This is a genomic window from Eoetvoesiella caeni (assembly GCF_003315175.1).
GTDB lineage: Bacteria > Pseudomonadota > Gammaproteobacteria > Burkholderiales > Burkholderiaceae_B > Eoetvoesia > Eoetvoesia caeni.
The window spans coordinates 461842-481653 of record NZ_QNRQ01000002.1; the positions used below are offsets into that span (position 1 = coordinate 461842).

A 19812-nucleotide genomic window follows, 5' to 3' on the forward strand; every position below is an offset into this window, starting at 1 on the left:
TCGGGCCATTTTCTTTAGGCTGCGAAGTATCTGCTTAAGCCGCCTTGCGTTGGGCTCCCAGCTGCCCGTGCGGGTCGATGACGAATTTCTTGGGGGCGCCAAGATCGAACTCGTGGTAGCCGCGAGGTGCGTCGTCCAGGGTGATGACTTGCACGCCTACGACTTCGGCGATGTTGATGCGGTCCCATAGAATGGCTTGCATGAGGGCACGGTTGTACTTCATGACCGGGGTCTGGCCGGTGAAGAAGCTGTGCGACTTGGCCCAGCCCAGGCCGAAGCGCACGCTGAGCGAGCCGGTTTGCGCGGCTTTGTCGTGGGCGCCTGGGTCTTCGGTGACATACAGCCCCGGGATGCCGATTTTACCGGCGGGACGGGTGATGTTCATGAGCGAGTTCAGGACGGTGGCGGGGGCTTCGACTTGCGAGCCGCTGTGGCCGTGGCCGCGCGCTTCGAAACCGACGGCGTCGATGGCGCAGTCGACTTCGGGCGTGCCCAGGATGGCGGCGATCTGGTCGCCCAGCGGGGTGTCGAGCGAGACGTCGACGACTTCGAAGCCCACCTTCTTGGCATGGGCCAGGCGGTCGGCGTTAAGGTCGCCGACGATGACGACGGCGGCGCCCAGCAGGCGCGCAGAAGCGGCTGCAGCCAGGCCGACGGGGCCCGCGCCCGCAACGTAAACGGTGCTGCCCGGGCCGACGCCCGCGGTGACCGCGCCGTGGAAGCCGGTAGGCAGGATGTCTGACAGGCAGGTCAGGTCGCGGATTTTTTCGATGGCCTGATCGCGGTCGGGAAATTTAAGCAGGTTGAAGTCGGCGTAGGGCACCATGACGTATTCGGCCTGGCCGCCGATCCAGCCGCCCATATCGACGTAGCCATAGGCGCCGCCCGCGCGCGAGGGGTTGACGGTAAGGCAGACTCCGGTGTCTTGCTCTTTGCAGGTGCGGCAGCGGCCGCAGGCGACGTTGAAAGGCACGGAGACGAGATCGCCTTTTTTCATGTTCTCGACATCGCGGCCGACTTCGAGCACTTCGCCGGTGATTTCATGGCCCAGGATCAGGCCGGTGGGTGCTGTTGTGCGGCCGCGCACCATGTGCTGGTCGGAGCCGCAGATATTGGTGGACAGGACTTTAAGGATTACGCCGTGGCCGGCGGTCTTGCCGGCGGGAGTGACCAGTTCCGGAAAGGGAATGGACTGGATTTCGACCTTGCCGGGTTCGACGTAGGCTACGCCTCGGTTTGACGCCATTTGCTTGCTCCTTTGGATTGATAATGGGTACTGCGTTACTGCTGTGCTTTGTTTACGTACAGTCCACTGAATGTTACCGGCTGGCTGGGAAAAATCAATAGGAATTACGATTAGCAACGGCGCCCTTGGTGCAAGGGAGCCGGTTCAAGGTTAGAGGACCGTAGTATGCGAAAGGTCGGGGTCGCCGCGCCAGGGAGGCTCGATAGTGATACTAGTGCCTGCCACGCGTGATACGCAAGTGCAGATTCGATTGCCGCCGGCGTGCTCGCGGCTGCTGAAGAATACGTCGCGATGATCGAGGACGCCATCAGTTTCCAGGACGTCGACGGCGCAAAGGCCGCACTCGCCGCGGCGGCAATTGGACACCATGGCGATGCCGGCCTCGGATAAGGCATCCAGCATGGACTGCCCTGCGTCAACCAGAATTTCGCGGCCCAGGCGGGGAACGCGTACGGTGAAGTCCTGGGGAAGGTAGCGGCCGCTGGAGCCGAAGGTTTCATAGCGCAATTGCGCGGCGTGGCGCCCCGCGGCCTGCCAATGCTCGCGCGCCGCATCCAGCAGCTTTATGGGGCCGCACAGATAAAGCTGGGCCGACTCGGCCAGTGCATTGATTTCGGCGGCGACGTCCAGGCGTTCGTTGCGGTCGGCGGAAAATACACGCAGGCGCTCGCCAAGCAGGTCTTGCAGATCTGGCAGGTAAGCCTGTTCGTCCTTGCTGCGCACGGCGTAGAGCATTTGTAGGCTGGCACCTTGCGCTACCAGGGCGCGCGCCACGCTTAGCATGGGGGTTACGCCTATGCCCGCCGCCAGCAGAAGATAATGATGGGGGCCGTATACGGGTTCGAAGTTGGAAACCGGTGCGCTGGCTTTTAGAGTGGAACCCAGCGTCAACGACGCCATATAGCGCGACCCGCCGCGGCTGCCTTGCACTTGCTTTACCGCAATGACGATCTGCCCGTTGGCATCGGACCGGACGACGGAGTACGAGCGCATTGCAGTTTGGCCGTCGATGGCGACCTGCACGTCGATATGTGCGCCCGGCGCAAGCCGCAAGGCCAGCGGGTATTGCAGGCGGAACTCTTTTACCGTGGGTGTAAGGTTGCGTATGCCGATGACCGTGGCGTCGAACCAAGTGTCTGGGGTGCTCATGCGCGTAGGGCCTTTGCTGCGGGAATAATGGGGATGCTGTGCACAGCGGGCTTTTCGGCCAACTCCTTGTCTATCAATTCGTCGATAAGGCGTCGGGCCCATAGCGAACCGGCATCGATGTTCAGGTTGTAGAAGTCGCGCCCCGGATTGCGGTCCATGGCGCGCTGCTGCGCCTCGATTATGGTTTCGTCTTCGAGAAGAATGCCGCGTGCCGCTTGCAGGACTTCGCGCGTAAGGCGTTGTTCGCGCACGCGATAGTTGCGCAGGTGGCACCAGAAGTAATAACAGGTCTTGTCGGTCGCCGGCGTGGGTATGTGGATGACCCACATGCTGATGCCCTGGCTGCGATCGCCTTGGGGGGCGCCGCTGCCGGCGGGGGCTACGCCCACGTCCAGCAAAATGGTGGCGGGCGCCTTGAAGTGAATGATTTGCCAGCGATCGACCGGGCCGGGCTTGCCAAGCTGGGCGCCCCAGAACGCAGGCGCCTCTTCGTTCAGGACCCAGCGGCGCACGCTGGCGGTGGTTTCGCCATGCATGGCTTCGAATGGCGCTTCGGCCAGGGCTTCGTTGCCTATGCTGGAGCTGTGCACAAAGGTTTCGTGCGTGAGGTCCATAAGGTTGTCCAGCACCAGGCGGTAGTCGGCCTTGACTTCGACCATGCTGCCGTCGCCCGCCCAGTCGGCGTCGTCCATCCAGTGCAGGTCGGGTACCGTGGCAGGGTCCGCCAGCGCGGGATCGCCGGGCCATACCCACACGAAGCGGTGGCGCTCCACCACAGGAAACGACTTTACGCAGGCGGAGGGATTGATGGTTTCCTGGCTGGGCATATGCGTGCAGCGACCGTCGGCATTGAAGCGCATGCCGTGATAGCCGCAACGCACGTCATCGCCGACCAGGGTGCCCAAAGACAAAGGGACCAGCCGGTGCCAGCAGGCATCGGCCAGAGCGACGGCGCGGCCGTCCTGCTTGCGGTAAAGCACCATTTGTTCGTTGCAGATGCTGCGTGAAAGCAGACTGCGGCCGACTTCGGCATCCCACGCGGCAACATACCAGGCGTTCAGGGGAAAGGTTGGGCGCGGCGTCATGTGTGTCTCCGGCTGGGGTCTTTTATTCAGGGCAACCGGGCGCCGCCCGGCCGCCGCGGTTTAGCGCGATTCGGGAACGCGGCGGGTTTGCATGAATTCTTCGAAGCTTTCGCCGCGCATGATGGCGTAGACCTCGAGGTTGGTCTTGCGCGCCACGCGCGCGAACTTTTCCAGCACGAAAAAGTTGGCGCCGTATTGCACCAGGCCCAGCCAGTCCTGCTTGCGCAGCAGGTCTTTTTCGGTGTCGTTCAGTTCGGCTTCCTGCATGATCGCTTCAGGGTCGGCCAGATAGCGTTCGCGCCATTCCTTGCCTATCATTTTCCAGAGAAAGCGGTTGAGCTTGAGCGTGCGATTGCTGGTGCGGATGTCGAAGGCGTAGGTGCCGCCCAGCTCTTCCATACCTTTTAGTTGCGGGTTCATGAGCGTTTCCTTATGCCGGGGCGTGGGCCGCTTGTTGGCTGGCGGCCGCTTGCGGCGTTTCTTCGCCTTCTTCGTACAGGGCGACAGTCATGGCGGTGGTGGTGGCCAGGTAATAGTTTTGATGCAGCTTGCGGATTTTTTCCGGCATGGCGCCGCGCATGGCCAGCCACATGATTTGCTCAACGCTTTCGGCGCCGCCCAGCCGGACGAAGTCGGCGTGGGTCAATTTAGTGAGCTTTTCGGGTTCGAACTGCAATTGGCGCAAGAATTCCAGGTCCCATTCTTCGTTGTTGAACCCGGTGCGTTCGCCGTGGATCTGGTGCGACAGGCCGCCGGTGCCAACGATGACGACCTTGAGATCTTCGGGGTAGGACTCGACTGCGCGGCGCACGGCCTGGCCCAGCTTGTAGCAGCGCAATGCGGTGGGCAGCGGGTACTGCAGCACATTGATGGCAATGGGCACGATGGCGCCGGGCCAATCCGGCTCGTGCGGCCACAACAGCGGCAGGGGCGAGGCGCAGCCGTGGTCGATGGGCTTTTCCTGGAAGATGGCCAGGTCGAACTCGTCGTTGACCAGCGATTCGGCAATATGGCATTGCAGGTCGACATTGCCCTTGATGGCCGGAAGATTGCGCAGCCCCGCGCCTTCGTCGGCCACAGGGAAGCGTTCGCCCACGCCCAGCGCGAAGGTTGGGTACATGTCGAAAAAGAAGGTGGTGGCGTGGTCGTTATAGAAAAAGATGAGGGCGTCCGGCTTTTTCTCGGCCAGCCATTCGGCCACCGGCTTGTAGCCCTCGAAAAGAGGAGCCCAGGCGGGGTCGTTCTGGCGGCCTTTATCGTAAGCGACGCCAATGGTCGGGACATGCGAGGTTCCGATGCAGCCGATGATTTTTGCCATGATATATCCAGTAAATAAAGTTGCCGTCAGGCAAATTGGTAGCCGGCCTCCGCGGCGGCGCGCTGATGCAGTACCTTGCGCATCATCAGGCCGGGCTTGTCGGGGGCGAAGTTAAGGTCGAACTGGGGTTCGACGTCGGTCTGGACCGCGTTGAGTATGGCCTCGAGCGCGTCGACATCTTCAAGATAAGCCTTGGTGGAGGCTTCGTAAAGGAAGTCGTCGGTTTTGCTGTTGTCCAGGTCGAAATTGCGGGTGTTGAACCACCAGTAATGTATGCGCCCGTTGGACTCGGGGGTGACAAGGTGGGTGATATTGAAACGATAGACCGACGGCCTGCCTTCGGCAGGTTCGTGGTCGATGATCTGGGCAAACGCAACGTGCATGGCCGGCGACGCAAAGCGGGCTTCGGAAAGGCGGTCGACGTTCTTGTGCATGAGGTTGGTGGGAATGCCGTAGATGCCCGGGGGCGGCGAGTTCTTGAGCGAGCGGTCGATGATGACGGTTTCGCCTTCCTGGCGTACTTTAAGCTTGGAGCGGGCGTATTCCAGCGTGCCCACGGTGCCCGGATGCAGGAAAGGGAAATGGGTTTGATCCAGCAGGTTTTCGTGCATGGAAACGTAGTCGGAATTCAACGGGAAGGTGCCGCGCACGCTTTTCCAGGCCGGATCGGCCAGCCATTCGGTATTCGGGATGAGGCTCTCGTCGGCCAGGTCCGGGTTGCCCATCCAGATCCAGACGATCGGGCCGCGTTCGGCAACGGGAAAGGTGCGCACGTTGGCGTTGGCCGGCACGATGGGCATGGACGGCATGTTGACGCAGCGCCCCGAAGGGTCGAACTGCATGCCGTGGTAGCCGCAAACCAGCACGTCGCCGTCAAGGCGGCCCTTGGCCAAGGGAAACGAGCGGTGGGGGCAGCGGTTGCGCACGGCAACGGGCTCGCCCGCCAGGGTCCGGTACAGCGCTACGTCAACGCCCAGAAAGCGGCGGCTGATGATGTCGCGCGAAATTTCAGAAGCAAAGCCGGCTACGTACCAGCAGTTGCGGATGAGCGGTGTGGCATTGTCTGCGTAGCCGCCGGGTTCGAATGTGAATTCAACTTCGGTATAGCTCATGTGTGTCTCCTGGTATGTGTGTCAGGCGTCCAGAACCAGCCGCGACCCGGTGGTTCGTGAAACGCAGATGCAAAGCGTCTGGCCGGATGCGCGTTCTTCTTCGTCCAGATAGCGGTCGCGGTGGACAAGCTGGCCGTCGTTGTCCAGGACGTCGAGAGGGCAAAGGCCGCATTCGCCGCGCCGGCAGTCCGACAGCACGTGCACGCCGGCCGCGGTAAGCGCGTCCAGTATGCTGGTGTCGCGGCCGACATGAACCAGGCGCCCCGACGACTTGAGTTCGACATCGAAGGCGACATCGTCGGCGCCCGGCCCGGATGAAAACAGTTCGTTGCGTATGCGGGATGGGTCCCAGCCCAGCTCGTGCGCGGCCTGTTCGACGGCCTTGATCATGGGCGCCGGGCCGCAGGCGTAAACGTTGGTGCCGCCAGGCTGTCCGGCCAGCAGGCCGCGCAAGTCCAGCAGGTTGTTGCTGTCGGCGCCGCTTACATGAATGCGCGCCTTGCCGGCGCCAAGGCGCAGGACGTCGTGGCGGTAGGCCATGTCGTCGGCGGCGCGGCCCGAATAGACCATTTCGAAATTGCGTCCGCGCCGCACCAGGCTGCGCAGCATGGAAAGAATGGGGGTAATGCCGATGCCGCCGGCGATGAGCAGGCTTTTTGCGTCGCGGCGGTCCAGCGGGAAATGGTTCTTGGGATGGGAAACCTGCAACGCCGTGCCAATGGCAAAGGTATCGTGGATATGTGCCGAACCGCGCTGGCGGTCTTCGCGCTGGACGGCAATGCGATAGATGTCGGGGGTGTCGTCCCAATTGCCGGCGCCGCCGATCAACGAGTAATGGCGAACGATAGGGCCGCTGGCGGGCGACTGGGTGTGCAATTCGACGTGGGCGCCGGGCTCGAAAGGCGGCAGGGCATTGCCGTCTTCAGAGCGCAGCAGGTATTCGCGGATTCGAGGGGTAAGTTGCCGGATGCCGGCGACCACGACGCGCAGATTGTTCTTGGCCAAGATAAGAGCTCCGGTAATGCGGGGTGGGCCGTTGTTCAGTTCTTTTTAGTTTAACCTGAATTTCAGTTTTGGGATCCCAAATTAGGGTATTTTCTGAATTATTAGGCAGAATATACAATATTCGGATCCATTTTGGGATTCTTTTTTTGTTATGATGGCGAAATGCAAGCGCCGTACGGCGGCGTGGCGCCAAGCAGGAATAGCTGCCGATTTCGCGCCGGCGGCTTCGATAATGGCGCAGAACTTCGGCCTACGGGCGGCGGCCCTGCCGCTCAGAAAGGGCGGCCAAGGTGGCCGGGATTTTCGGCGGCAGCACTGAAGTCTTTTTGGATATTTTTATGACACAGCCTTCATCCGTCATTGTTCGTCTTCGCGAAATGATTTTGCGGGGCGAACTCGTGCCCGGCGAACGCATGCCCGAGGCCGAGCTGGCAACGCGGCTTGGAGTGTCGCGCACGCCGGTGCGCCAGGCTTTGCCGGCCCTGGCGCAAGAAGGCTTGCTGGTGCCGGCTGGCAAGCGCGGTTATTCGGTGCGGGCTTTTACCGCCCAGCACAGCCTGGATGCTTTGCGCATTCGCTCCGTGCTGGAAGGGTTTGCAGCGCGCATCGTGGCCGAACGCGGCGCTTCGGCCGCGCTGCTGGCGGCCTTGAAAGCCTGCCTGTATGAAGGCGACGCCATATTCGCCAATCGCGTGTTGGCGGACGACGACGAACTGCGCTATGCCGAAATGAACGCGCGCTTTCATCAGCTTATTATGGAAGCTTCGCAAGTACCCCTGCTGGAAAGCCTGACCGAGCGCTGTAATCTTGTGCCCTTTACGGCGCCTAAAAGCATCGCTTTTTCCAGTTCCAGCAAAGAAAAAATGTTCGATTTTCTGTTTTATGCCCACGGCCAGCATCACAATATTGTCGAGGCCATCGAAGCGGGGCAGGGCGACCGGGCCGAGTTCCTGTTTCGAGAGCATGCGTACACCCAGGAAAAAAGCCAAACCCTGGACCCGGCCATGGGGCCTTTAATGGCACTGAGGGCGGACGCGGCGTAGCAGATGGCCCTTGCAGGCAGAATGCTGGCAAGGTTTTTGATGCGAAAGCATACGGCTGCATGCAGCAGGCCCGCCGCGGCTTTTAAATTTGTTGTCCGGGGCGGAACAAAAGCTTGACCGCCAGTGCTCGAATTGGCAACCGATCAATCCAGACAAGCTTGATTTAAAATATAAAATAAAATCGCAAGCCATTGAAATATAAATAAATTATAAAAATTCTTGCTGGTTTCCGGGCCCGTTTTTTGTGGGGGAAAACCCACTTTCCAACCGCAGCGAGCCCCATCGGGATTGCGTTTTTTGCGTCCTTTCAATCCTATACTTAATCCATATTCAGGTAGCCCTGGCGCAGCCGCGCCCGCGCTCCAATGAGCAATCGGAATCGATCCCGGGATTCCAGGCGGCAGCGGTATTGCACTGGGCCGGGGACGATTTTCTTACAGGAGATGGAGACATGTTTTTAAAGAACTGCTGGTATATGGCGGGGTGGGATTACGAGCTTATCGACAGCAAGATGCTGGCACGCAAGCTGTTGAACGAGCCGGTCTTGTTTTATCGCGGCGAAAGCGGCAAAGTTGTTGCTCTGGCGGACCGCTGCTGTCATCGCGGTGCGGCGCTGTCCATGGGGCGCCGCGAGGGCGACGACGTGCGCTGCATGTATCACGGGCTGAAGTTCAATGCCGCCGGCAAATGCATTGAAATCCCCGGCCAGGAAATGATTCCGCCCAAGCTGGGCGTTCACAGCTACCCCGTCGTCGAGCGCGACCACCTGATCTGGATCTGGATGGGCGATCCGGCCCTGGCCGACGAGTCGCAAATTATCGACTTCCCGTATTTAAGCGATCCCGCCTGGCGCGGCATGCCGGACTATATTCATTACGAATCCAACTACCTGCTTATCGTCGACAACCTAAGCGACTTTGCCCATCTGGCATGGGTGCATACCCATACGCTGGGCGGCTCGGAAGAGTATGCCTACAAGACCAAGCCCGCTTCGGTCGAGCGCCTGGAACGCGGTTTTCGCGTAACGCGCTGGCACATGAACAGCGCGCCGCCTCCGTTCCATCGCAAGGTTATCGACAATAACAACAATGTCGACCGCTGGAACGTGGGCCATATGCAAGTGCCGGGAATCTTCTTCCTGGAAAGCGGGTTTGCTCCGGCGGGCGCGGGCGCTGAGAAAGGCAACAAAGAAGGGGCAAAGGAATATCGCAATTGCCAGTTCATTACGCCCGAGACCGAAAGCACGACGCACTTTTTCTTCAGCTATCTGCATAACTTCGAGGTCGACAATTACAACGTGACCTTGTCCCTGCACGACAGCCTGATAGAAGGCTTCATGGAGGACAAGCACATCATCGAGCGCCAGCAGCGCATTCTGGACGAAGACCCTGACTTCAAGTTGCTGGCCATTGCCGCCGACGGGCCGCTATCCCATTTCCGGTGGACCATGGACAAGTTGATAGCCGCAGAACGCCAGCAGCAGGCGGTTCCGCAAGCCCAAGAGGTTCAGCGCAATAAATCCCCGGCCGTGGCGGCGTAAGAATGAACCGCGTCATGCATGGGTAGTGCTTGCGTTAATACGGGAGCGGAATTGCATGGCGTTGCCTGGAGAGGATTTATGAACATGGCAGCAGCAGAGAAGCCGGCGATGGCGATGGCCGGCGACAGGGCGCAAGCCCAAAAACTGGAAGTAATCATCGCCCGCTATATGGCGGAAGCCAAGGACGTCATGTTGCTGGAGCTGCGGGATGCGCGGGGCCGCGCATTGCCTGCGTTCGAGCCCGGTGCCCACGTGGAAGTGAGTCTTCCCAATGGTTTGACGCGCCAATATTCCTTGCTGAACGACTGCAGGGAAACCGACCGTTATGTGCTGGCCGTGGGCAAGGCGGCCGACAGCCGGGGCGGATCGGCCTGTGTGCACGAAAGCCTGACGCAAGGCGCGCCGTTGCAAATCAGCGCGCCGCGCAATAATTTTCCGCTTGATGCCGCCGCGCAGTCGTATCTGTTCATTGCCGGCGGCATAGGCATTACCCCAATTATGTCGATGATCCGGTGGTGCGCGGCCAACCAGCGTCCATGGCGCCTGGTCTATGCCGCCCGCAACCGGCAGCGGGCCGCGCTTTACGAAGAAATCCAATCGCTGGGCGGCGAGCGCGTACAGTGGCATTTCGACGACGAGCAAGGTGGTTATTTGCAGGTGGCCGATCTTGTGCAAAACTTGGCTGAAGGAGAGCAAATTTACTGTTGCGGACCCCAGGCCTTGATGGAGGCAGTGCAGGACGCCGCCGCCACCCATCCGCCCGGAGTGGCGCATTTCGAATGGTTTTCGGCGCCCAAGACTGACGCTCCGCCAGCCGCCGCCGGAACCTTCGAGATCCGCCTGGAGCGCAGTGGGTTGTCGTTTTCGGTGCCGCCCGACAAAAGTATTCTGGAAGTACTGGAAGAAAATGGTTTCAGCCTGCCGTTTTCTTGCCGTGAGGGTACATGCCGTACCTGCGAAACAGGAGTCTGCGCGGGCAGCCCCGAACATTTCGACTACGTGCTGTCCTCGGAGGAGAGGGCGGCCGGCAAGTCGATGATGATTTGTGTGTCCCGGTCCGTCGATCCAGTTTTGTGCCTGGACTTGTAATGCCGTATCAACGTTGTAGTAAAGATATTTTTATAAATCAAGGAGACTGCTTTGCGTAATTTCATAAAGGTAGGCGCTGTCTGTGCCGGGTTGTTCATGTCGACGGCGCTGTATGCGCAGGTCAAGATAGGCTTGACGTTGTCCACGACCGGGCCGGCGGCGTCGCTGGGTATTCCGGAACAGAACACTGCAGCCTTGCTGCCCAAGGAGATCGGCGGCCAGAAGGTGCAATACATAATCCTGAACGACGCTTCCGACACCAGCGTGGCCGTAAAGAATACGCACAAGCTGATCAGCGAAGACAACGTCGACGCGATCATCGGATCGACCATCACCACCAATTCGCTGGCTATGGTCAATATTGTCGGCCAGGCCGGCACGCCCATGATCAGCGTGGCGGCGTCCAAGCACATTGTTTCGCCCATGGATGCCAACCGCCATTGGGTCTATAAGACGGTTCAGAACGACTCATTGCTGACTTCGACGGCCTTGAAGCACATGGCCGACAATGGCGTGAAAACGGTCGGCTATATCGGCTTTGCCGACGGCTATGGCGACAGCTGGTTGGAGGAATTGAACAAAAACGCGCCGACCTACGGGATCAAGATCGTGGCCAACGAACGCTATGGCCGCAACGATTCGTCGGTTACCGGCAACGTACTCAAGGCCATGACGGCCAAGCCGGACGCCATTTTCATCGGTGCATCGGGGACGCCGGCGGCTTTACCGCAAAAGACCCTGATCGAACGCGGCTACAAGGGTAAGATCTATCAAACCCAGGGCGCAGCCAATCAGGACTTCCTGCGGGTTTGCGGCAAGGATTGCGAAGGCACGTTTATTGCAGTGGGTCCGGTGCTCGTGGCCAGCCAGTTGCCTGACACCCATCCAGCCAAGAAGGTTGCCCTGGACTACATCAAGCACTACGAAGACAAGTACGGCAAGGGCAGCGTTTCGCCATTCGGCGCCCATGTCTGGGACGCCGGCCGCTTGCTGGAACGGGCCATTCCCATTGCGGTGAAAAAGGCCAAGCCGGGCACGAAAGAGTTTCGCGCAGCCCTGCGCGATGCGCTTGAAAGCACGAAAGACCTGGACGTGGCCAATGGCGTGATGAACATGACGCCTGAAGATCATGCCGGCTTCGATGCCCGGGCCGTGGCCATGATTCGTATCGAGAACGGCAAGTGGATACTTGCCGCAACAAAATAAGGCCAGTTGGAAGTTCATAGTGTAAAAGTGGCGGTTGTGTCCTGTCTTTGCCATCGGGGCCAGACAGGACACGACCGCCGCCTGCCGATTACCCCAGTTTCATGCATAGCCCATCCGTGGTATACCTGAACCAAGGAAGCTGAAGCGTCTTTGCCGGCTTCCCACCAGGTTTGCCCGCTGTCGCCGCACTGGCGGCAGCGAGGCTTTGCACGGGGACGAAATGTCATCGCTTTACTCCACTGCGCGCGTGCGTAACAAAGACCTGTCTTCCTATTGGCAAGACACGATCTCGCGCACCTTTGTGCCCTGCGTCACGACTTTGCCGCGGGATTTTCGCGGCGCCGTTTCTGTCAGCGAAATCGGCTCTATTTCCTGCCATCGGGTCCAGGCAACCAAGCACCATGCCTGCCGCTCGGCCGCCGATATTTCAACCCATCATAAAGACGTTGTTTTACTTAACCTGATCACATCGGGCATGGCGCGGGTGGTGCAGGACGGCCGCGAGGCGGTACTGCGCAAGGGCGACTTTGCCATCCATGACGCTACCCGCCCTTATTCATTGTTTTTCGATACGGCTTTTTCGCAGCTTATATGCCAGATTCCGCGCAGCCTGCTCAAGCAGCGCCTGGGCTCGTTCGAGCGCTATACGGCCGTCAGGCTTTCTTCCGACGAACAAGTGGGGCACCTGACATCCAATTTTTTGCTGAATCTTTCGCGTTTCGACAACAGTGTGGATCCCATCATGGGCGAGCGCTTTACCGCGCAAACGGCCGATCTGGTCGCCATGACACTGGGCACCCAGCTGGGGTCGGCCAATGTCAGCCGCTCGACCCATCGTTCGGCGCTGCTTTACCGGGCCAAGTCTTTTATTGAAACCCGCCTGCGGGCGGTTACCACCGCCGAAGTCGCCGAGGCGCTGGGCTGTTCAACACGCTATGTGAACGATTTGTTCGCCGATGAAGGAACGTCGGTAGGCAATTATGTGCTGTCCCGCAGGCTGGAGCGCTGCCGCGAAGACTTGATCGACCCCATAAATTTGCGGCGGGTCAGCGAAGTAGCCTATGCCTGGGGCTTTAACAGCATTGCCCACTTCAGCCGCGTCTTTCGGGCGCGCTACGGCATGAGCCCGACCGACTATCGCGAGCTGCATGCCGCAAACGGCGGCGCTTCTTAGTGCAAAACCCCCGACGCCTTGGCAACGTGGGTGGCAATGGCGTCCATCAAGGCCGGCGAAAGGCAGTCGTAGGGTTCCAGGTTTTTGGCCTTAAGGGCTTGCCGGATTGAGTCCATGCTGGCTGGATCGGTGCCGGTTTCGATAATGGAAGAGACAAAAGCCGCGAACTGAGGGGCGGCCCAGCCTGTTTGAGGCGAGAGTTCGGTATGGACGAAGTCCAGGCCGTAGAACGGGTGGTTTTCGTTGTCGATGCGGCCGTACATGTGCACGCCGCAATCTTTGCACGCAAAGCGCTTGATGACCGCGGTGGGATCGACCGCGGCGAGTTTTTCGGCGTTGGCCGTTACCTTGACGTGTTCGCGCCCCACCACCGCCACTTGCGAAAACAATGCCCCTTCGGGCTTCCAGCACTTCGAGCAGCCGCACAAATGATTGTGCGCGGTTTGCGATGAGATTTCGACGGTTACCGGATTGCTGCTGCATTTACATTGAAGCGTGCCGCCGGCGAACGAGGCGCTGGCTGGCTGGATGCCGTTATCGACGGCGGGGTGCAAAGAGGGTTGGCTCATTTGACTGCTCCTGGGTTTTGGCAAGGCATGGGGAATGATCTGAGCATCGAAAGCGTCGAGCGGCCAAGCGCCGCCGCCGGGTTTCTATAGTATGTGCGAAGAAGAGGGTTTCGCAAGAGGAGTTTTGCGTAGCCGAGAAAATTTTTGAGCGGGCCGCATCGGGTCTCATTGTTGTTATGTTATAACATAACATTTTTGAGAATAAGAACTGAAAGGAGTTCCGATGTTGTTGAGATCGCGCATGCCCGCAATATGGCTGGCCTTGATTTATAGCGCTGCCGCGCCCGCGCAAACGCCTGGGGCATCCGGCGCGCGGCAGCCGGCACAAGAATTGGAAAGCATCACTATTTCGGCCAGCCCGCTGGGCTTGGATAAAGACGCCATGGCGGCGCCGGCCGATGTACTGGATGGGTCGGCCCTGGTGTTGGGGCGTGAGGGGACATTGGGCAGTACCTTGAGCGCTTTGCCGGGGGTGAATGCGGACACGTTCGGCGCCGGTGCGAGCCGGCCGGTGATTCGGGGGCAGGCTGCGCCGCGCGTGCAGGTCCTTTCAGATGGGTCTTCCCTGATGGACGCCTCGGGGGTATCGCCGGACCACGCGATCACAAGCGAACCCATGCTGGCCGAGCGCATTGAAGTTCTGCGCGGCCCGGCCACTTTGCTTTACGGCGGCGGGGCCATAGGCGGCGTCGTCAATGTGCTTGACAACAAAATCCCCACCGCGGTGCCAAAGCACGGCCCGGAAGGTTTTGCCGAAGTAAAGGGGACGACCGGTTCGAGCGAGCGCGCGGCGGCGTTTGGCTTGACGGCGGGCAGCGGCAATATCGCCGTGCACGTGGAAGGCTTGAAGCGCCGCTCCGACGAGTACCGCGTGCCGAACTGGTCCAGCAGCACACTCAAGGGATCGCAGTCGGAAAGCGCCACGGGTAGCGTAGGCATTTCATGGATAGGCGACCGCGGCTATATTGGCGTGGCCTACACCGGGACGCAAAGCGAATACGGCCTGGTCGGCCATAATCACGAATATGAAAGCTGCCATCCCCATGGCAGCCGTCTGCATTGCGGCGGCCATGGCGAAGACGAAGAGCACGGCCACGATCACGAAGAGCATGGCGCCGATGAAGCGGCGCCCTATGTCAAGCTGAAGAACAAGCGCGTGGATCTGCGTGGCGAATACCGGCAGCCGTTTGCGGGCATTAAAAAGATAAGCATGCGCGCCGGCCTGACGGATTACCGGCACGAAGAGATAGAGCAAGGCGTTGTCGCGACTACGTTCAAGAACCGCGGCTACGATGCCCGGCTGGAAGCCGAACACGAACCGATAGCCGGCTGGCGCGGCGTTCTTGGCGTTCAGACGGCGCGCAGCAATTTCAGCGCCCTGGGCGAAGAAAGCTTCATGCCGGAAACCGTGACACAAAGCGAGGGCGTGTTCCTGTTGGAGGAATACAAGCTTGACGATTGGCGGTTCGAGCTGGGTGCGCGCCAGGACTGGCAGTCGATACGGCCCGACAACGCCCAGCCGCGCTTCAGCATGAGCGCAACGTCGGTGTCGGGAGCCGCCGTCTGGGACTTTACGCCAGGCTACGCGCTGGCCTTGTCGTTGGCGCGTTCGCAGCGCTTGCCCAACGCCCAGGAGCTCTACGCTGACGGCATTCATCTGGCCACCAATACCTACGAGCAAGGCAGTGTGGATCTGGGCAAGGAGACTTCGCGCAATATAGATCTAAGCTTGCGCAAAACCGCGGGCGATGCGCGCTTCAGCCTGAGCGTCTTCCACAACCGGGTCAAGGACTACATTTATGCCCAGACCTTGGACCAGTTCGAGGACTTTCGCCTTATCCGCTATGCACAGCACGATGCCGAGTTTACCGGCGGCGAGGCGCAGGCCAGCTATCGTTTGAACCGCCACTTTACCGTGGGCGTGTTTGGCGACCTGGTGTATGGCCGGCTTACCGGCGGCCAGGGCGACTTGCCGCGTATTCCCGCCGCGCGCGCCGGTGTGCGCGGCAAATGGCTATGGCAGAACTGGGCGGCGGACGTCGAAGTCTACCGCGCCTTCCGCCAGAGCCAGATCGCCGACTACGAGACGTCTACGCCGGGCTACAACATGGTCAATGCCGGAATTTCCTACGACGGCCGCTGGGGGGCGTCCAACTACACGGTATATGCGCGCGTCAGCAACCTGTTCGATCAACTGGCGCTCAATCATGCTTCATTTGTGGCCAACGCCGCGCCATTGCCCGGGCGGCGCGTGACCGTGGGCGTGCGCATGGAATACTGAGCAGGCATACAGTAAATGCCGCGGCCTTCCTTTATACTAATGGCTGTAAGCGTTGTTAGGCGCCCTTTATTGTCAGGCCATGGCTTTATCCGATACTCCCTCAGCACCGCGGCGGATCGCGCACCTGGACATGGATGCTTTCTTTGCATCCGTCGAGCTGCTGCGCTACCCCGACTTGCGCGGCCGCCCCGTTGTTGTGGGCGGTCGTGCCGTGTCCCAGCCGGCAACAGACAAGAACGGCAACCGCAACTATGCCCGCCTGCGCGACTACGTAGGACGGGGCGTAATAACCACCTCCACCTACGAAGCGCGCGCTCTGGGCGTGTTTTCCGCCATGGGCATGATGAAGGCGGCGCAACTGGCGCCCGATGCCATTCTGTTGCCCGCCGATTTTGCCGCTTACCGGCGCTATTCCAACTTGTTCAAAGCGGCGGTGGCGCAGGTCGCGCCCAGCATCGAAGACCGCGGCATCGACGAGATCTATATCGACCTGACCGAGCATGCCGAACCCAGCCTCGAGATCGCGCAACGCATCAAAGCGGCCGTAAAAGACGCGACCGGCCTGGTGTGTTCCATTGCGATATCGCCGAACAAGCTGCTTTCAAAAATCGGCTCCGACCTGGACAAGCCGGACGGCCTTACCCTGCTTAGCATGGACGACTTGCCCACGCGCATCTGGCCGCTGCCGGTGCGCAAGATCAATGGCATAGGCCCCAAGGCCGGCGTCAAGCTTGAGGGCTTGGGCATATCCACCATTGCCCAGTTGGCCCAGGCCCGGCCCGACCTTCTGCAAGAGCACTTCGGCCTGACCTATGCGCGCTGGCTGCTGCGAGTGGCCCACGGACTGGACGAACGTCCGGTGGTATTGCATTCAACGCCCAAGTCCATAAGCCGCGAGACCACTTTCGAGCGCGACCTGCATGTGCTGCACGATAAGGCGGCTTTGTCCGAAGCCTTTTTGCGCTTGTGCACGCAAGTGGCCGGCGACCTCGAACGCAAGGGCTATGTGGGACGAACCATAGGCATCAAGCTGCGCTTCGATGACTTTCGCACCGTGACGCGCGACTTTACCTTGCCGGTGGAAACCGCCGACGCCCACACTATTCATCGCGCCGCCGGGCAGTGTTTGAAGCGTATTGTTATGGATCATAAAATTCGCCTGCTGGGCGTGCGGATAGGGGCGCTGTCCCAGCCCGGCGCGCAACCCGGGGGCGGGCAAACAACGCAGGGTGAATTGTTCTCGGACTAAGGTATTATCATGAAGAGGCTTTTTATGATCTAGCTCAACACATCTATATTAAATAAGAATAAAATGCTCTGTATACTGAGCATTCGAGACATTCGTTACGACAAGGTTCGCGGCAAAATGACAAAGGTACACAAGCAGTCGATGCAAGAAGCACAAGCTGACGATCATGCCTTCAGCCCTCTTGAAGAGCACGGCCTGTTTGATAACGATACGGTGGCCGAGCCGTTCAGCCAAGGCTTGTGGTCGCGCCCTGGTTTCCTGGTGCGCCGTCTGAACCAGATTCACTACGCCATGTTCTTTGAAGAATGCAAAGAAGAAAATGTAACCCCGGTTCAGTATGGAATTTTGACTGTTTTGGCGGCCAATCCCTGGCTGGATCAGACGGCCATAGGCTACGAGGTGGGGCTGGACCGTACGACTTCGGCCGACGTCATCAAGCGCCTTGAAGAAAAAGGCTTGCTAGAGCGCCGGATCAATCCCATGGACCGCCGTTCGCGCCAGGCCGCCGTTACTCCCGAAGGCTTGCGAGTCATGGCCTTGCTGAAGCAGGGCATGGCCCGGGCACAGCAGCGCCTGCTCGATCCTTTATCGCTGCGCGACCGCAAAATCTTCATGTCGCTGCTGGTCGAACTGGTCGACGCCAACAACCAATACGGCAGGGCCGTCCTCAAGTCGGTTTAGGGTTTGCCCCAGTGGGCCAACCCATAGAAATTCTTATAAATAGTCAGTATACTGACTTAATCGGCTTCCATAACGGTGGATGGCGCGGGTCAGGCCGCCCCGATACAAAAGGCCTGCCCCATGCGCATCGCGACGGGCTGGGCGCCGCTTTCTTCCCGCGCAATATTGGACGACAGCGGCACTCATCCTCAGCACACTGATAAAAATCGCCATGCCGCTGAACCGGGCGGGGGCACGGCCATCTGTCAAACGAGGAGAGTTGAGTGAGTCGGATACGCAAGATTGCTTTTGAAGAACATTTTTCGGCGGTGGGCTTCGGCGATTATTCCCAAGCCTTTGTCAGTCAGATAGCGCCGCAGGTGGCCGCCGAGCTGAATGCGCGTTTAAGCGACTTCGGCGCCATGCGCCTGCAGGAAATGGACAAGGCCGGCATCGATTACGTCATCCTGTCGCAGACGGGCCCCGGGGTGCAAGTAGAACTGGACACGGCGGTCGCCATCGCCCGTGCGCGGGAAAACAATGATTTTCTGGCGGCCCAGGTGGCACGCAACCCCGAGCGTTTCGGCGGTTTTGCCACGCTGCCCATGCAGGATCCGCAGGCCGCCGCCGACGAGCTCGAGCGCGCCGTCAAGGTACTGGGCTTCAAGGGGGCGCTGGTAAACGGCCATACCAATGGGGTGTACTACGACGGCCCCGCGTACGATATATTTTGGGAACGCATGCAGGCGCTGGATGTGCCTTTGTATTTGCATCCGTTCGACGCTTACGGCCCAACCCATTCTTATAACGGCCATCCCGAAATAGCGGGTGCCACCTGGGGCTGGGGAGTGGAAACGGCCACCCATGCGCTGCGGCTGCTGTTCGGCGGCGTGTTCGACCGTTTTCCAGGGCTGAAGGTAATCCTGGGACATATGGGCGAAGGCCTGCCGTTCCAGCGCTGGCGTTTCGACAGCCGCTTTGCCGTTTATCCCTGCGGAGTAAAGCTCAAGCGCCAGCCATCGCAATATATTGGTACTAATATTGTCATTACCACGTCGGGCGTATGCTCTGCGGGCGCCTTGATGGGCGCGATCGCCGAGATGGGGCCCCAGGCCGTCATGTTCTCGGTGGACTACCCATACGAGTCCAGTTCCATCGCCGCCGACTTCATCGAGCAAGCCCCGATGGACGATGCAACGCGGGCCCTGGTATACTACGGCAACGCAGAGCGGCTGTTCAAGCTATAACGAAAGGGAGACCCATGAGCACTTATCTTTATGGCGCCAATGTCCACGCCAACGGCATCCGCCAGCACTATCTGCGCTATGGCGGAACAGACGGCGCCCGCGCCGGGCGCGACGCGGTGGTTCTGGTGCCGGGCATAACCAGCCCCGCCATTACCTGGGGTTTTGTGGGCGAGCGTCTGGGCAGCCAATTCGATACCTATGTTCTTGATGTGCGGGGGCGCGGCCTGTCCGAGGCGTCGGATACGCTGGACTACAGCCTGGATGCGCAAGCGACGGACGTGATCGAGTTTGCCAAGGCCCTGGGACTGAATAAATACAGCATAGTGGGGCATTCCATGGGCGCGCGCATTGCCATTCGTGCGGCTCGTTCGAACCCCGCGGGGCTGACCCGGCTGGTTCTGGTGGATCCGCCGGTATCGGGTCCTGGGCGCCGGGCTTATCCGTCCAAGCTGCCTTGGTATGTCGACTCCATGGCGCTGGCGCGCAAGGGCTGCAGCGCCGAAGACATGCGCAGCTTCTGCCCGACATGGACGGACGAACAATTGAAGCTGCGGGCCGAGTGGCTGCATACCTGCGACGAGCGCGCCATTCTGGCCAGCTTCGACGGATTTCACGATGACGACATCCATGCCGACCTGCCTCATATCAAGGTGCCGGCCTTGTTGATGGCGGCCGAGCGCGGCGACGTAATCCTGGAAGAAGACGTGGCCGAGATCCGCGGCTTGCTGCCCGGGGTCGAAACCACGCGGGTGCCCGGCGCCGGCCATATGATTCCCTGGGACAACGAAGAGGGCTTCTATCGTGCCTTCGGCGGCTTTCTGGGCGCCGAGCTTTGATAC

General features: G+C 60.1%; 18 protein-coding genes. 10 read left to right on the forward strand and 8 right to left on the reverse strand.

Annotated elements, in window-relative coordinates:
- Positions 1 to 34: 34 nt before the first annotated feature.
- The 7 genes from fdhA to DFR37_RS05855 form a co-directional block, all read right to left on the reverse strand.
- Positions 35 to 1246 (reverse strand): formaldehyde dehydrogenase, glutathione-independent, encoded by a 1212-nt coding sequence (fdhA, locus tag DFR37_RS05825; RefSeq protein WP_113932273.1) that lies wholly within the window; start codon positions 1244 to 1246, stop codon positions 35 to 37.
- A gap of 150 nt (positions 1247 to 1396) precedes the next feature.
- Positions 1397 to 2395: a PDR/VanB family oxidoreductase gene (locus tag DFR37_RS05830; RefSeq protein WP_113932274.1), complete on the reverse strand. Its 999-nt coding sequence runs from the start codon at positions 2393 to 2395 to the stop codon at positions 1397 to 1399.
- Positions 2392 to 3480 (reverse strand): aromatic ring-hydroxylating dioxygenase subunit alpha, encoded by a 1089-nt coding sequence (locus DFR37_RS05835; protein WP_113932275.1) that lies wholly within the window; start codon positions 3478 to 3480, stop codon positions 2392 to 2394. Before DFR37_RS05835 ends, DFR37_RS05830 begins: the two co-directional genes overlap by 4 nt.
- 60 nt (positions 3481 to 3540) lie before the next feature.
- Positions 3541 to 3900, reverse strand: a complete 360-nt coding sequence (locus tag DFR37_RS05840; protein WP_113932276.1) for a protocatechuate 3,4-dioxygenase — start codon at positions 3898 to 3900, stop codon at positions 3541 to 3543.
- 10 nt (positions 3901 to 3910) lie between these two features.
- Positions 3911 to 4798: a gallate dioxygenase gene (locus tag DFR37_RS05845; protein WP_113932277.1), complete on the reverse strand. Its 888-nt coding sequence runs from the start codon at positions 4796 to 4798 to the stop codon at positions 3911 to 3913.
- A gap of 26 nt (positions 4799 to 4824) precedes the next feature.
- Positions 4825 to 5910, reverse strand: a complete 1086-nt coding sequence (locus DFR37_RS05850) for an aromatic ring-hydroxylating oxygenase subunit alpha (protein ID WP_113932278.1) — start codon at positions 5908 to 5910, stop codon at positions 4825 to 4827.
- Positions 5911 to 5931: 21 nt separating this feature from the next.
- A complete protein-coding gene (locus tag DFR37_RS05855; RefSeq protein WP_113932279.1) occupies positions 5932 to 6915 on the reverse strand; it encodes a PDR/VanB family oxidoreductase in 984 nt (327 codons plus the stop codon).
- Between the two features lie 338 nt (positions 6916 to 7253).
- On the opposite strand from DFR37_RS05855, the gene DFR37_RS05860 reads away from it, so the two are divergent.
- The 5 genes from DFR37_RS05860 (at position 7254) to DFR37_RS05880 (ending at position 12967) form a co-directional block, all read left to right on the forward strand.
- Complete coding sequence (locus DFR37_RS05860) at positions 7254 to 7958, forward strand: GntR family transcriptional regulator (RefSeq protein ID WP_113932436.1); 705 nt, start codon at positions 7254 to 7256, stop codon at positions 7956 to 7958.
- A 451-nt stretch (positions 7959 to 8409) separates the two neighbouring features.
- Positions 8410 to 9498, forward strand: coding sequence for an aromatic ring-hydroxylating oxygenase subunit alpha (locus DFR37_RS05865; RefSeq protein ID WP_113932280.1), 1089 nt, complete (start codon positions 8410 to 8412; stop codon positions 9496 to 9498).
- A gap of 84 nt (positions 9499 to 9582) precedes the next feature.
- Entirely contained in the window at positions 9583 to 10587 is a 1005-nt protein-coding gene (locus DFR37_RS05870) for a PDR/VanB family oxidoreductase (RefSeq protein WP_244960341.1), read from the forward strand.
- A gap of 96 nt (positions 10588 to 10683) precedes the next feature.
- The gene (locus DFR37_RS05875) at positions 10684 to 11793 is read left to right on the forward strand and encodes an ABC transporter substrate-binding protein (protein ID WP_113932438.1); all 1110 of its coding nucleotides are present in this window, start codon (positions 10684 to 10686) and stop codon (positions 11791 to 11793) included.
- 220 nt (positions 11794 to 12013) lie between these two features.
- Positions 12014 to 12967, forward strand: coding sequence for an AraC-like ligand-binding domain-containing protein (locus DFR37_RS05880; RefSeq protein WP_113932281.1), 954 nt, complete (start codon positions 12014 to 12016; stop codon positions 12965 to 12967).
- Here DFR37_RS05880 and gfa read toward each other — a convergent pair.
- On the reverse strand, positions 12964 to 13536 hold the full coding sequence (gfa, locus tag DFR37_RS05885; protein ID WP_113932282.1) for an S-(hydroxymethyl)glutathione synthase: 573 nt from the start codon (positions 13534 to 13536) through the stop codon (positions 12964 to 12966). The two genes, DFR37_RS05880 and gfa, sit on opposite strands and share 4 nt — an antisense overlap.
- Before the next feature lie 223 nt (positions 13537 to 13759).
- On the opposite strand from gfa, the gene DFR37_RS05890 reads away from it, so the two are divergent.
- The 5 genes from DFR37_RS05890 to DFR37_RS05910 all read left to right on the forward strand — a co-directional run bounded on the left by DFR37_RS05890 (position 13760) and on the right by DFR37_RS05910 (position 19809).
- The gene (locus DFR37_RS05890; RefSeq protein WP_113932283.1) at positions 13760 to 15817 is read left to right on the forward strand and encodes a TonB-dependent receptor domain-containing protein; all 2058 of its coding nucleotides are present in this window, start codon (positions 13760 to 13762) and stop codon (positions 15815 to 15817) included.
- A 79-nt stretch (positions 15818 to 15896) separates the two neighbouring features.
- On the forward strand, positions 15897 to 17066 hold the full coding sequence (gene dinB, locus DFR37_RS05895) for a DNA polymerase IV (RefSeq protein ID WP_113932284.1): 1170 nt from the start codon (positions 15897 to 15899) through the stop codon (positions 17064 to 17066).
- A 117-nt stretch (positions 17067 to 17183) separates the two neighbouring features.
- Positions 17184 to 17747, forward strand: a complete 564-nt coding sequence (locus tag DFR37_RS05900; RefSeq protein ID WP_244960340.1) for a MarR family winged helix-turn-helix transcriptional regulator — start codon at positions 17184 to 17186, stop codon at positions 17745 to 17747.
- Between the two features lie 263 nt (positions 17748 to 18010).
- Positions 18011 to 18973 carry an amidohydrolase family protein gene (locus DFR37_RS05905; RefSeq protein ID WP_113932285.1) on the forward strand — a complete coding sequence of 321 codons (963 nt, stop codon included), beginning with the start codon at positions 18011 to 18013 and terminating at the stop codon, positions 18971 to 18973.
- A 14-nt stretch (positions 18974 to 18987) separates the two neighbouring features.
- Entirely contained in the window at positions 18988 to 19809 is an 822-nt protein-coding gene (locus DFR37_RS05910; protein WP_113932286.1) for an alpha/beta fold hydrolase, read from the forward strand.
- The last annotated feature ends 3 nt before the right edge of the window (positions 19810 to 19812 follow it).

Excerpts from the sequence above, each read along its gene's own strand:
- DFR37_RS05850 (WP_113932278.1), bottom strand. The coding sequence starts at position 5,910 with ATGAGCTATACCGAAGTTGAATTCACATTCGAACCCGGCGGCTACGCA.
- DFR37_RS05835 (WP_113932275.1), bottom strand. The coding sequence starts at position 3,480 with ATGACGCCGCGCCCAACCTTTCCCCTGAACGCCTGGTATGTTGCCGCG.
- gfa (WP_113932282.1), bottom strand. The coding sequence starts at position 13,536 with ATGAGCCAACCCTCTTTGCACCCCGCCGTCGATAACGGCATCCAGCCA.
- DFR37_RS05900 (WP_244960340.1), top strand. The coding sequence starts at position 17,184 with ATGACAAAGGTACACAAGCAGTCGATGCAAGAAGCACAAGCTGACGAT.
- fdhA (WP_113932273.1), bottom strand. The coding sequence starts at position 1,246 with ATGGCGTCAAACCGAGGCGTAGCCTACGTCGAACCCGGCAAGGTCGAA.
- DFR37_RS05910 (WP_113932286.1), top strand. The coding sequence starts at position 18,988 with ATGAGCACTTATCTTTATGGCGCCAATGTCCACGCCAACGGCATCCGC.
- DFR37_RS05870 (WP_244960341.1), top strand. The coding sequence starts at position 9,583 with ATGGCAGCAGCAGAGAAGCCGGCGATGGCGATGGCCGGCGACAGGGCG.
- DFR37_RS05840 (WP_113932276.1), bottom strand. The coding sequence starts at position 3,900 with ATGAACCCGCAACTAAAAGGTATGGAAGAGCTGGGCGGCACCTACGCC.
- DFR37_RS05830 (WP_113932274.1), bottom strand. The coding sequence starts at position 2,395 with ATGAGCACCCCAGACACTTGGTTCGACGCCACGGTCATCGGCATACGC.
- DFR37_RS05880 (WP_113932281.1), top strand. The coding sequence starts at position 12,014 with ATGTCATCGCTTTACTCCACTGCGCGCGTGCGTAACAAAGACCTGTCT.
- DFR37_RS05845 (WP_113932277.1), bottom strand. The coding sequence starts at position 4,798 with ATGGCAAAAATCATCGGCTGCATCGGAACCTCGCATGTCCCGACCATT.
- DFR37_RS05860 (WP_113932436.1), top strand. The coding sequence starts at position 7,254 with ATGACACAGCCTTCATCCGTCATTGTTCGTCTTCGCGAAATGATTTTG.
- DFR37_RS05865 (WP_113932280.1), top strand. The coding sequence starts at position 8,410 with ATGTTTTTAAAGAACTGCTGGTATATGGCGGGGTGGGATTACGAGCTT.
- dinB (WP_113932284.1), top strand. The coding sequence starts at position 15,897 with ATGGCTTTATCCGATACTCCCTCAGCACCGCGGCGGATCGCGCACCTG.
- DFR37_RS05875 (WP_113932438.1), top strand. The coding sequence starts at position 10,684 with ATGTCGACGGCGCTGTATGCGCAGGTCAAGATAGGCTTGACGTTGTCC.
- DFR37_RS05890 (WP_113932283.1), top strand. The coding sequence starts at position 13,760 with ATGTTGTTGAGATCGCGCATGCCCGCAATATGGCTGGCCTTGATTTAT.